General features: G+C 63.8%; 9 protein-coding genes. 4 read left to right on the top strand and 5 right to left on the bottom strand.

What is annotated here, in order from left to right:
• Positions 1–478 precede the first annotated feature (478 nt).
• The 4 genes from WKW82_RS39310 (at position 479) to WKW82_RS39295 (ending at position 4,885) form a co-directional block, all read left to right on the top strand.
• Positions 479–1,246, top strand: a complete 768-nt coding sequence (locus tag WKW82_RS39310; protein ID WP_340348641.1) for a histidine phosphatase family protein — start codon at positions 479–481, stop codon at positions 1,244–1,246.
• 50 nt (positions 1,247–1,296) lie between these two features.
• Positions 1,297–2,172: an NAD(P)H-hydrate dehydratase gene (locus tag WKW82_RS39305; protein WP_340348640.1), complete on the top strand. Its 876-nt coding sequence runs from the start codon at positions 1,297–1,299 to the stop codon at positions 2,170–2,172.
• Between the two features lie 64 nt (positions 2,173–2,236).
• Positions 2,237–3,352, top strand: a complete 1,116-nt coding sequence (locus WKW82_RS39300; protein WP_340348639.1) for a CAP domain-containing protein — start codon at positions 2,237–2,239, stop codon at positions 3,350–3,352.
• A 726-nt stretch (positions 3,353–4,078) separates the two neighbouring features.
• A complete protein-coding gene (locus WKW82_RS39295; protein ID WP_340348638.1) occupies positions 4,079–4,885 on the top strand; it encodes a hypothetical protein in 807 nt (268 codons plus the stop codon).
• 456 nt (positions 4,886–5,341) lie between these two features.
• Here WKW82_RS39295 and WKW82_RS39290 read toward each other — a convergent pair whose 3' ends face one another.
• From WKW82_RS39290 to WKW82_RS39270, 5 genes are all read right to left on the bottom strand, one after another.
• Positions 5,342–5,977 (bottom strand): flavodoxin family protein, encoded by a 636-nt coding sequence (locus WKW82_RS39290; RefSeq protein WP_340348637.1) that lies wholly within the window; start codon positions 5,975–5,977, stop codon positions 5,342–5,344.
• A 9-nt stretch (positions 5,978–5,986) separates the two neighbouring features.
• On the bottom strand, positions 5,987–6,235 hold the full coding sequence (locus tag WKW82_RS39285) for a hypothetical protein (protein WP_340348636.1): 249 nt from the start codon (positions 6,233–6,235) through the stop codon (positions 5,987–5,989).
• 554 nt (positions 6,236–6,789) lie between these two features.
• A complete protein-coding gene (locus WKW82_RS39280; RefSeq protein WP_340348635.1) occupies positions 6,790–7,626 on the bottom strand; it encodes an OBAP family protein in 837 nt (278 codons plus the stop codon).
• Positions 7,627–7,645: 19 nt separating this feature from the next.
• Positions 7,646–8,950 (bottom strand): superoxide dismutase family protein, encoded by a 1,305-nt coding sequence (locus WKW82_RS39275; RefSeq protein ID WP_340348634.1) that lies wholly within the window; start codon positions 8,948–8,950, stop codon positions 7,646–7,648.
• Positions 8,951–9,141: 191 nt separating this feature from the next.
• Positions 9,142–10,290 (bottom strand): PQQ-dependent sugar dehydrogenase, encoded by a 1,149-nt coding sequence (locus WKW82_RS39270; protein ID WP_340348633.1) that lies wholly within the window; start codon positions 10,288–10,290, stop codon positions 9,142–9,144.
• Positions 10,291–11,818: the final 1,528 nt, after the last annotated feature.

Below are 11,818 nucleotides of genomic sequence, written 5' to 3'. Positions count from 1 at the left end.
CTGCGCGGACTCGATTCCACCGCCCTCGCGTGACCCGACGTACTGGATGAAGACCCGAGTCCGAATTGCAAGGAGCAAACGCGTGCCAATGAGCGGTTTTTCAACGGCCTGCTAGCGGCCCTCGCGACGGCCCCGCGATTGAGTTCGGAAAAAACACGTCAAGATCGAAAATCGGCGCGGTCTGGATCGTTTTCCTGACTGAGGCCAAGCCTGCACGCCCGTTCGTTTGCCCTCGTCGGGGATTTAAAGCCGCCGGCCAGGCGCGGTGGACGACGGCGATCGAGCATTCCACGAAACTGAATCGCTGGGGAGGTCATTGAACGTGGAGGTGCTACGCGGTGGCTCGGTAGCGCGTCGAGAGCGCCGCACCTACAGCGCCGGCAAACCGTCGCTGCCTTCAGGCGGCATTGGCCTACGAAGTGCACGGCAGATGACTTTTACATTGGCCCGCAATCACCCTCAACACTGAAGTCGACTTATGCATGCGAACTGGCCCGAAACGCTCTGGATCGTGCGCCACGGGCAAAGCGCTGGCAACGTTGCGCGTGACGCAGCCGAATCAGGCGGCCTCGCGGTGATCGACCTTGCGTGGCGCGACATCGACGTGCCCCTGTCGGAACTCGGCGTCTCGCAGTCGACGGCGCTCGGCGAGTGGTTCGGAAGACTCCCGGCCCAGGAGCAGCCGGAAGTGGTGATCTGCTCCCCGTACCTGCGGGCCCTGGAAACCGCACGGCTTGTGGCCGAGCGTTGCGGCTCCATCGCCTCGCACACGACACTTCGCGTTGATGAACGCCTGCGTGAGAAGGAGTTCGGCATCCTCGACCGCCTGACCAAGTTCGGTATCAAGCAAAAGCATCCCGAACTCAACGAGCAGCGGCTGCATGTCGGCAAGTTCTACTTCCGGCCCCCGGGCGGTGAAAGCTGGTGCGACGTGATCCTGAGGTTGCGCAGCCTGCTCGAAATGATCACGCGAGAGTACGCCGGCCGCAGAGTGCTGGTGGTCGCGCACCAAGTGATCGTCAATTGCATGCGCTACCTGCTGGAGCACATGGACGAGCGACAAATCCTCGACATCGATCGACAGGGCGATGTGCCCAACTGCGCCGTGACCTCCTACAAGTCGGAGCGTGGCAACCGCGATGACGAAATCCTGCGGGTCGACCTGGTCAATTTTCTGGCGCCGCTGGAAGAGGCTGCGACGCCGGTCACCCGAGCGCCGGACCATCCGGCCGCTGCGAAGCCCTGAGTGCGTTCATGAGCGCACATTCGCATCGCGCGAAGTTGCTCACGCCTGCCATGCTCGCGCGTTGGCCTTTCCCGGACCATGGCTCCGACGCCGACAAGGAAGTGCGCGGACACGTCCTGGTGATCGGCGGCAGCGTCGAGACGCCAGGCGCCGTCATCCTGGCCGCGGTGGCCGCGCTTCGCGCCGGCGCAGGTAAGCTCTCGGTGGCAGTGCCTGCGGCCGTGGCGCCGGGGCTCGCCATCGCCATTCCGGAAGCGCGCGTGATCGGTCTCCCGCTGTCAAGCAGCGGTTCGTTCTATGCGCGCGGCGCCGACAGGCTCGCCGCGTTGGCTGGCGCCGTCAACGCCGTGGTCCTCGGTCCTGGCATGCTGGAGGCGACAGCCAGCCTCGCCTTCGTGCGCAGCCTGATTCCCCTGTTCCAGCGAAGCACGGTGGTACTTGATGCATTCGCCATGGGCGTCGTCCAACAAGGCCCGCTTGAACAGCCCGTGGTACTGACTCCGCATGCGGGGGAGATGGCGAAGCTGACCGGACTCACAAAACAGGCTGTCTGCGATGATCCCCTGAATGCCGCTGTCGTCGCGGCGCAGCTTTGGAACGCTTGCGTGGTGCTCAAAGGCGCTTGCACTTTCATCGCACAAGCGGACGGTACCGCTTGGCGACACGAGGCCTCGACCCCCGGTCTGGCCACTTCGGGCTCCGGCGACGCGCTCGCCGGACTCATCGGGGGCCTCGCTGCGCGCGGCCTTGCACCCGCTGTCGCCAGCGCATGGGGCGTGGCGCTGCATGCACGGGCGGGGGCGCTCCTGTCGCGACGGCACGGTCCCCTGGGATTTCTGGCACGCGAGTTGTCAGCCGAGTTTCCGCAACTGATCCACGCGGCAGGTCGGCGGCATCGAACGACGTCCGGCGCGCGCGGCACATAGTGGGCGCGCCGTGGTCAGAGGTCTTTTCCCATGTCGTGTTGGAGGTGCTCTCATGAAGCATTCAATGCCATTGGCAGCGAATTTCTGGGCCAAGTCCCTCGTCGTGACATTGTCCTTCGTTGCGCTTGTCGGCTGCGGTGGCGGTGGCGGTGGAGGCGGCGGGATTCCCTTTGCGCCTGTCGCCAGCGCGCCCGCTGCACCTGCAGACAACGCGCCTGTCGCGGATGCCTCCCTGGTGGCCTCAATTCCCACTGGCACCTACCCCGCCACATCTGAAGAGTCCAGCGCCTTCGCGAGACTCAACAGCGAGCGCCAGCGCTGCGGCTTCGGCACGCTCGCGCAGAACTCCATGCTTGACGTCGCTGCGCGTGGGCATGCCAACTATCTTCTTGCGAACGGCGCTACCGGGCACTTTCAGGATTCCAAGCTGCCAGCTTTCACGGGGAATAGTCCGGCGGACCGCGCGCGCGCAGCGGGTTATGCCTACTCCGTTCTCGGCGACGACCTCAGCGAGATCAGCGGTACCAGCGTCATCAGGGGCTACGGGGAAGCTGCGATCCGGGGCCTTCTGAGCGCTCCTTACCATGCCGTCAGCCTGCTCTCTCCGGTGCGCGATCTGGGCCTCTCCGTCATGAGTTCGGACATGACCAATACCACAACCAGATTCGGTCCACGGGTCCTCGCGTCGCTCGCGCTAGGCCTCGCCCAAGGCGCCGCAGCTCAGTTGCCCGGACCCTCGCAGGTGCAGACCTATCCCTGCGAAGGCACAACCGGCACCGCTTGGCGGCTGACCAACGAGTCTCCCAACCCGATACCAGGGCGCGACCTCAGCGCTCAGCCCATTGGACAGCCCATCATCGTGGTCGTGCGTGCTGGCCAGCAGTTGCAGATCACCTCCGCTGCGCTGGTGCAAAGGTCCGACGCCTCCCCGGTGGCGTTGCGCCCCGTCCTCAATTCGCAGAGCGACCCGAATGGAAACATCACCGACATGGGCACCGTGGTGTTGATGCCTGACGCGCCGCTGCGTCCCAACACCGAGTACACCGCCAGCATCAGCGGCACCAATACGACGACAAGCAATTCGAATGGCGTGCTGACGAGCACCGGCACCAATCCGGCAATCACCGCCAACACCGCGGGCGCATTCACGAGAACTTTCACGTTCAAGACAGGCGCTTGATGATCCCGCAAGCTACCGTTTCTGAGCGGCCCGCTTATGCGGAAGTCTGGGCATCGATCAGCGTCCGCGGGGTCCGGTGTGCGGCCCGGGGGCGTTCTGGTTCGCAGGGTGGAAAACTCCGCGCCTCGGCGCATGCATGCATCGTGCGCTTCGCCCTCACATGTGGGTCGGGGCGACTCACCCGCACGCGCATGCTCGAAGCGCGCGGTGATTCGCGGATTATGGAGACTACCGTTGACGTCGCATGCGCATGGAACAGGAGCAACTGAGCAGTTGCGCTTGACCTCTGGTGCCGGGCACATTGGAGTCGCTTGGTTTTCAACTTCGACCCTGTCCGGCGCATTTGCTGGACTGGACGCGCTGTTGACAAGAGAAGTTCACCAGAGTCCTGGCCCCCGCTGGCATTACACCTTCGCAACTGTACGTAGCGCTGCATCTGAGCGCCGGTCCAGCGCGACGGCAGTCCATTCGGCGGTCCGGCCTGGCCTGCGCATTCCCACATGACAGCGATTGCGGCAATTCCCTGTGCGCGAGCTCGACCCAACAGCGCGAGAGGGCCTGGAAAATCTCGGCCGTCCATGGCTGTACGCCAAGCCAGACGGCGTGAGTGCGAAGCACGCCTACAGCACCCCATTCCGCGCGGCCTAAATTCAGTTCCTGCAGCGAACCCGTGCGCATCGCTGTTCGGCTTTTCACTAGCGCACGCAAAGCCAAGGAGATACAAGCATGAATTCACGTGACGATGATGATCGCCGCTATCGGCGCCAACAGGAGCAGTTCCAGCGTGGCCGCGGTGGTCAGCAGGGCGACTACGAGACGCCGCGCGGCGGCGGAGGAGGCAGCTACAGCAGCGGCACCGGCGGATCAAACGACGGCGGCGACAGTCGTAGCGGCGGTTATCGCGACCGCAATTCCGGCGGCTATAACCGGATGGCGAGCGCCGACTATGGGCGCGGTACCACCGGCCAAGGTAGCTGGCACGGCCATCCCGACGACGAGCGCTACGGCGACTTCGAGCGCGGCGGTCAGAGGGCGCGCCAAAGCAGCGGTCAAGCAGGCGACTGGCGGGCTCCGTGGGGCGGCGAGGACGGCGGCCGCTATGGCGGGGACGGCGGCAGCGGCCAAGCAGGATACGGCGGCGGTTTCGGCGGCCAGAGCAGCTATGGGCAAGGACGCGACGAAATCCAAGGTCAGCAGCGCTGGGGTCGCGTTCCCGACCAGTTCCAGAGCCGCCATCGTGACCCGGACTACGATCAGTGGCGCAATGAACAGATGCAGCAGCTCGATGACGACTACGAGGCATTTCGCCGCGAGCGCTACGGCAAATTCGCCAACGAATTCAACACGTGGCGAGCCGGCCGGGCGCAGTCGCGGCAGCGAAGCGCCAGCGGGGGCGACACCGACCTCAGCGGAAAAGCAGGCACCCCCTCGACGAGTGGCGAGACAAGCGGCAGCAGCAAGAATGCGACGGCATCGAGCGGCGATGCAGGCTCCGCCGGCGGTGGAAATTCGGGGAGCAAGCAGCACGCCTAGCATTCCCTTCCCTGTGATGCACAACTCGGGGCTCGCGCAACGCGCAATGTTCGCTTGAATCGATCGCCGGATCCATCGCTGATCTGTTGGAAGTGATGGCGGGCGGGCGTCCGATCTAATTATGCGAAGCCGGTTGTCGCGCATCCCCGATCAGGGAGGACGATCGGCCGCTCGAGGGGGCAGCGCGACTTGGTCATGCAACATCAGAACCAAACGCGTTGTCAGTCATTCAAGCCCAGCCGTTCGACGTGCCAAGCTGGCACTCGGGCGGTGTGCGCCCACGGCACTGCAAAGCGGGACAGGCCGGCATGCCCATACAGGTGATCTGTGGGTTCAGGTTTCTCTGTGCACTACTCAGTCCCTGCCAAGCACCTGGGCTGAGCTTGTTCGCAGGCAACTGCACGGTCAGAAGGGGTGGGGCGTTCCTGATCGATGCTTGCCGGCTCCTCGCATCTCTCAGGTGCGCGCAAGCTTGGGAGGATAGGGCGCGTTCTTGAGCAGACGTGCCAAGTGCACCGCGTTGCGCACCATCATCCGTGTGGCATCGGTGGTCGAGTCTGGCACGGGATGCAACTGGCGGTACTCGCCACTCGTGCGCGCTTCGCCGACCCAGTAGGTCAAGGCGTTGGCTGCGAGCGAAAACCCGAGATCGTTCAGCGCTTGATAGATTTCGGCGCCGACATGATGCGCGCCGTCCTCGTTGCCGACGACGGCGGCGGCGCCCACACGACCATAGGAGGGCATGCGTCCGCTTTCATCTGCCTCGGACAGGAATGCGTCCATTCGCTCGAGTACTCGCTTGGCTACGCTGCTGGGCTGCCCGATCCAGATGGGCGAGCCGATGACGATGATGTCAGAACTCACCACCTTGGCCCGAAGTTCGGGCCATTCGTCGCCAGACCCTTCGTCCGAGCGCACGCCAGGCAGGATGTTGAAGCCCGTCGCGCTGACGATCTCGCACGCCACGCCGTGCGTGGCCAGCGCGTCTCGGACGTGGCCAAGCATCGCTGCTGTGGACGACGGCTGCCCCGGGGGTTTCAGGCTGCAATTGAAGGCAAGGGCGCGCAATTCAGCGCTGGTGCTGATGGCCATGCCGAAATCCTAGAAACGGCCTTGGCCGTCGCCGGTACGATCGTGCACCCATCGAACGGCTTGTTGCTCGGCGTGCCTCAGCGCCTCCGCCAAAGACCCATAGGCATCGCTGTCTTGCAGCAATTCCACCTGCTGCACGCTGTCGTTGCCGCGGAGGCAGAGCACCCGGGGTTGAAAAGTGGCTTCGTCCACCGGGTGAGCGGTGCACATGAAGTCATATCCGCGGTAGTGGAATGGCTGCGTTGCATCAGTGCGCATGATTCAAGCCTCTCGAATGCGCCTTGGCATACCAGTTTCGCCGCCACGTCGGTATCGCCCAATGCGGGTGTCCAGTGACATCGAGTGTTTGACTCGCCACTGACTTCGCTTCGGGACAATCATTGTCTGCGCGCTCGACATGGTCGTTTGCCATGGCTGTTTTGATGTGAGATGGAGAAGAAGTTTGAACATTGAAAACGCACAAGGGAGCGGACAACGGACTTGGCGAGTGCAGGACAGCGACTCGCGCAGCTTTCGCGGCGCCGTTTTGCCCTGTTGGCTGCTCGCGAGGTATTGCGTCTCCAGCGTCCAGAACGTTGCGGGGCGCTGCAAGCGCTGCGCCTGTTCGCCCTCCTGAAAAATCCACGGCGCCGCCGTCCGTCGCGAGCGGCGAAGCTCGCATCGCCAGAGCCTGCAATGAACCACGTGGCTGAAAGACCGACGATGGCAGATTAGCCGTCACCGCCGCCGGCCCGACACGAAAGAACTGGTTGAGAGTTGCGTCGCGGCATCGCGGTCGACGCAATCACCGCGCAAATGGTGCGGCGCGTCGCTTACTTCGGCGCCGGCGGGATGCGAGGCGCGTCTTTTCCAGACTGCAGGTGATGTTGTGCATCGCCTGATGTCGGGTCCTGGATTTGCATGACCTGCCCGCGCTGCCACGCGTCGGCCCCTGTCGCAACCGGCGGCGCAACGATGTCTTCCCGATTCTTCCTTTTCTCGGCGCTATCGACGCCAAAGCGCCTGTCACGGGCCGACACCATCTCGCTGCTGGCCATGCCATCCGATGTGAAGCCCATCATGAGTTGAGGCACGCCGAGCGGCAGTTCTTTCTGACGGTCGGTATGCCACGTATGAAAAGTCTTGCCGTAAGTCGAAATGAGCTTCTTCATGAGCTCGTGTTCGGCGGCCTGCGGAATGCCGGGGGCAATGAGCTGCCCTGACTTCACCTCGTGAACATGGCTGTGCCACAGCTTCCTCTCCGTGTCCGGCAGCGTGCGGAAAAGGCGCTCGCTCACGATGTATTCCACACCCATCAGCTTGGCGTCCTTGGCGTTGCCGTCATAGACCACGCACTGGATCAGTTCGTCATTGACGATCGCGCAGTAGTGATGCGCCTCCATCTGCTCCTCGGGCCGACCGTTGTAGAAGTGAAAGCCGTCCAGGTAAGCGTTCAGGGCTTCCACCGGTGGGCGGCTTTGCAGCAGAGCGGCCCCGGTTTCCAAGGCCTGGGTCTTCACGCCCTCCTTCGCACCCGGCGCCACCACGTTGGAGGGCGTGTTGCTGCCACCGCACGCGGCCAGTGCAAGCGCGACGACGCCACAGACAACCACGGGGGCCGCCTTGGCTGACACCTCGGTAACACGCGACAGGGGTAAGCGTTTGTTCATCATCCTCTCCACGCTCTGATCATGGAGGCAGCTGCACTGTGACAACATCAAAGGGCAACAAGGCCGGTGGATGCTTTTGCCGGTCGAGTTGGGCGTTCACCACCATCAGGCCGCTCTTGCCGATGGCAGCGGTGGTCGGGTATTTGAACCGCGCGTCGGTCAGGCGGTGTTCTACGCGACCGCTGGACCAGTCGCTTGCAAGACGCACACGGGCCAGCTCGTTGGGCGCATTGCGCAAGACATAGAGGTCGGTAGGACCCGCCAGCACCAAGCCGTCTCCGTCCTTCAAGTCGTCTCCTTCCATGCGCACCTGCGCAACCGCCTTGGTGCGCGTGTCGATGCGCCAGAGCTGGCCCGTCACCAACTGGATCGCGAGCAAATAACGCCCATCGCCGGAAGCCACAATGCCGTTCAGATTGATCTGGTTGGGTTGATATCGGATCGGAGTCTGCGTCAGATCGAGCCAGGGTTCGAGCGCGGCTGGGGCGCTAGCCGTCGTTCGCACCCGGTAAAGCACGGGCCGGAAGGAATCGGTCACGTAGGCCGTGCCGTCGGAAAGAATGACCAGGTCATTGAGAAAGCCCGGCGGGTCCTGGGGCGCCTTGAGCAACCCCAGCGTGTTGCCTGTGGTGGTGTCGACCACGGACAAGGTCCCGTTGGGTCCGCCCGCCACCCAGAGGCGGCCCTGGCCGTCCACCTTCATGCCGAATGCCCCCTGACGGCCTACGGCGCCGCCGATCTGCAGCAGTTCGGCCTGCGGCGCGCCCGGCCGCAGACGGAAGAGGTCACCGTTGGAGGTCGAGCCCACGTACGCATCGCCCGTGCGGGGATCGACGGCTATGCCTTCGGGAAAGACATGGGTGCCTTCCAACGTGGTCCTGGACCGCACAATCGTCGGCCGGCTGTCCTCGATCACGCCACACAGAAGCCGTGCGCCCGAGTTGCCCGCAGGGTCGGTGGCGTAGTCGTCAGGGTGCGCGTGCACGATGACCGTGCGGCCCAGCACCGACGTTGCCGACCGGTCGAGCGTGATGTGGGCGTTGACATAGCTCAGGCTGGCGCGGCCATCCGCGCCGGCCTGGAGTGCGGGTAGCTCGCCCGCATGTGAGACCGCCATGGGGTCGCCGGGATGCCCATGCTTGCGCGAGTTGCCCGGGTCGAAGTGCCCGCCGGCAGCGCCGAACGCGACGATCTGGCCGGTGGCCGCATCCGGCCCGTTCGCGCAGGCACCGTTCGTATGGATGTGCATGCCGTGCGCGCCCGGCGCGATTCCCTGCACCTGTGCCGCGAGCAGCACGCCCCCGCCCGTCGGCGCAAAGGTCACGGTACCGCCCGGTTGACCGGTCGACGTGACGAGACGTGCAGCCGCGACGGGCGCCGCCGTGGAGATTGGCGAGGGCGCTGCGCCTGAGGCCGCAGGGTCAGCCTGCGGCGCCCCCGCGCAGGCGACCAAGAGACCGGTGGTCAAGGTGATGCACGAAAGGCGAAAAAAGAATTGCTTCATCTCGGAACTCCTCAACGGCCGTAACTCACGCGATAGATGACGCCGTTCTGATCCTCCGCGATCAGCAGGGCGCCGTCCGCGCCGACAGCCAGTCCGGCCAGGCGTCCGAACTGGGCCGGCCGACGCCCCTTCGCCTGTTCGGCCACAGGGCCCCGGCCTGGCTGCCGCAGATGGGGCGGTGGGGACGCAAGCAGCCAGCCGGTGGCAAAGTCCTCGATGGCCTGTGGCTTGCCGGCCGTATCGAAGCGCACCCGCACCACCTTGAAGCCGCTGGGCTGGCCGCGGTTCCACGATCCTCGCATGGCCACAAATGCGTTGTTGCGGTACTCGGCGGGAAACTGGTTGGCCGTATAGAAGACCAATCCGATGGGTGCCGAATGGGCGGTATAAGTGAGCGCTGGAGCTTCGGTGGTCGGGCAAAAATCGGCTCGGGTTGAGTTTTCCGGGTCGTTCTGCTGCTTCATGTCGACCTCCCTGTTTCCGTAGCAGAAAGGCCAGCCGTAGTGCTTGTTGGGCAGGATGGCGTTGAGCTCCTCAGGCGGAATATCGTCGCCGCGATCGTCCGAGCCGTGGTCGAAGCCGTAGAGCTGGCCGCCCACGGGATTGAAAGCAAAACCCAGCGTGTTGCGCAGGCCGCGTGCGTACACGCTGCGGCCACTTCCATCGGGACGCATGCGCAAGACGGTGGCAGCCTCCGGATTGGTCTCCACGCAGTTGTTGCATTGCGAACCGACCGTCACGTACAGGAATCCATCCGGGCCGAAGGCAAGCGTTCGATACGGGTGCTGTGAACCATCCGGCAGGTCATCGACGATCACGCGTGGTGGACCGAGCGTGCCGTCGCTCTGCACATCGGCAACCAGCACCTTCTTGTCGCTCGCCATGTAGAGCCTGTTGCCCTCCAGCAGCAGACCGTGGACATTTTTGATGTTTTGAGCCACCGCAATCTGCACATCCATGATGCCGTCACCATTGGTGTCGCGCAGCAGCAGCACATCCGCCTGCTTGGGCCGGCTCACATACACGTCGCCATTGGGTGCGACTTGCATCCATCGGACATGTTGCATGTTTCTGGCAAAGACATTCACCGTGAAGCCCGGTGGCACCTTCAACTGACTCAGCAGTTCGTCGCTGAACCGAACCGGAGAGGCCTCCAGCATGACCGTGGAGACGGCATGGGGGCCATCGCCAGGCGGCAACTGCGCAATGGCGCTGCAAGCGAACGCGATTGAAGGCAGCAGCGTCCATCGAAGTGAAATTGGCATAAGGCCTCCGGGTGTCACGTACGCCGAAGACGCTAATGAGGACCGGATTGAACTCGGTGCTCCTGTTTTCTCCAACCGGCGTAGGACCTCGGCTTACCATTTGCCACTGCGCACTCGGATGCGGCGATTGCGGGGCTCGCCTTGCCAGCGCAGACGGACCTGTTCATCGCTTATCGACGCGCGCCCAGAGATGAGGGCGAGCGGAGCGACCCAATCGTTCCGCGCGTGTCGCGGCCCCGCGGGATGTCTTGATCGCTTCGCGAGCGCGTAGGCTGCCACCTGAAACCAGTTGGCCTTCACAATGCTTTGGTTCAGAACGCCCTCGGCGTAGTGCATTCGAGGAAGTTCCACATTCCCCTTTTCCGTGATCGCCAAGACGCCCGCTGCTGCCGCAGTTGCGCTTGAAGGTTCATGCCCAGTGCCTCCAGTGGCCAACGGCATTTGCTCGGGCCTGCGCGCCGCGTCGGTAATTCCCATCCACCACGGGAAGGCCGCCTTCAGGCGACCTTGATTGCGAAAGCGTGGCGAAGCCCCACGTCGACAGCGACGCGAAAACCTCATGAGCCGACGCGTCGACGCGGCAAGGCGGCTTCATTCGGTCGCGTCTCCAGATCGGCTCTTGCCGGTGGAAGCCGCACGAAGTGCCCGATCCATAACGTCTTGAGCACGGGCCACGACAAGATGGCTCTCTAACTGCGCATTGGCACTCGCTTCCGCCTGACTGGCCACCTCGAACGCATGCACCTCTTCGGAAGAAGGCCCCTGGCCGCAGCCGCACATCTGGGCACCGGAACGCCTCGATCAGCACTTCTCGCGCGGCCACCACGGCCGCGTGCAAAAGTGCGAAATTGCGGCGGAGGTGGTCCAGCTGCTGCTTCACGGTAGGCGCCTCCAACTCGGTTGATTGATTCCTTTTTAATACGTTTTTCCTCGCTCTTCTACCCCAATGCCCGCCTCGCGCTTTCCTGAGCGCCCTAGCGAACTGCGACTTTTGATGCGCACGCGGGCGTTTGACATGAACGGCCCGAGCTGTCGAGCGAGGCCGGGCGAAGGTAGGCAAGAGGACGATGCGTTGGAGAGGCCTTGCACGTTGCCTCCGGCAACGGAGGATGTCCCGGAGCACCCGGTGCCAATGCCGAACGGACGCGAGCACGTTAGGTAAGTTGGCCATTTCATCCGAGTGTTCATCGTGCGACGCGCGCCACGCCTGTGGGCGGACGGAAATTGCGCGTAGTTTTGGGCCGCCTTATGCTCACTTTTCCTGGAAGTCAAAGTCGATGCCGACCCCCGCTCAGATCGAGCAGTTTTCGCTCTAACAGGCCGTTGAAAAACCGCTCATTGGCACGCGTTTGCTCCTTGCAATTCGGACTCGGGTCTTCATCCAGTACGTCGGGTCACGCGAGGGCGGTGGAATCGAGTCCGC

This window comes from Variovorax rhizosphaerae (genome assembly GCF_037889975.1).
Classification (GTDB): domain Bacteria; phylum Pseudomonadota; class Gammaproteobacteria; order Burkholderiales; family Burkholderiaceae_C; genus Variovorax; species Variovorax rhizosphaerae.
The sequence above is the reverse complement of the archived record's forward strand: the minus strand, read 5'-3'. Positions and strand labels throughout refer to the sequence as shown.